Source organism: Paraburkholderia sp. SIMBA_053 (assembly GCF_046534895.1).
GTDB classification, from domain to species: Bacteria; Pseudomonadota; Gammaproteobacteria; order Burkholderiales; family Burkholderiaceae; genus Paraburkholderia; species Paraburkholderia caledonica.
This window is the reverse complement of sequence record NZ_JAWRXU010000833.1, coordinates 1-266: the sequence shown is the minus strand read 5'-3', so window position 1 is coordinate 266 and position 266 is coordinate 1. Positions and strand designations below refer to the sequence as shown.

Below are 266 nucleotides of genomic sequence, written 5' to 3'. Positions count from 1 at the left end.
CGGCGAAGGTCGCGCTGGGCCACGAGATCACCACGCTCGAAGGACTCGGCACGCGTACCGCGCTGCATCCGGTGCAACAGGCGTTTATCGACGAACAGGCGGCGCAATGCGGCTATTGTCTGAGCGGCATGATCATGACGACGAAGGCGCTGCTCGAGCGCGATCCGCATCCGGGCGTCGAGACGATTTGCAGCGAGTTGTCGCGCAACCTGTGTCGTTGCGGCACGCATGTCGAAATCGTGCGCGCCGTGCAGCGCGCCGCTGAG

1 protein-coding gene is annotated in these 266 nt (G+C 65.0%); it reads left to right on the top strand.

All coding sequences use genetic code 11. From position 1 onward, the window contains the following. Window positions 1-266, top strand: a 266-nt coding sequence (locus SB753_RS37920; protein ID WP_410805270.1) for a (2Fe-2S)-binding protein, incomplete at both ends; no start/stop codon positions are given.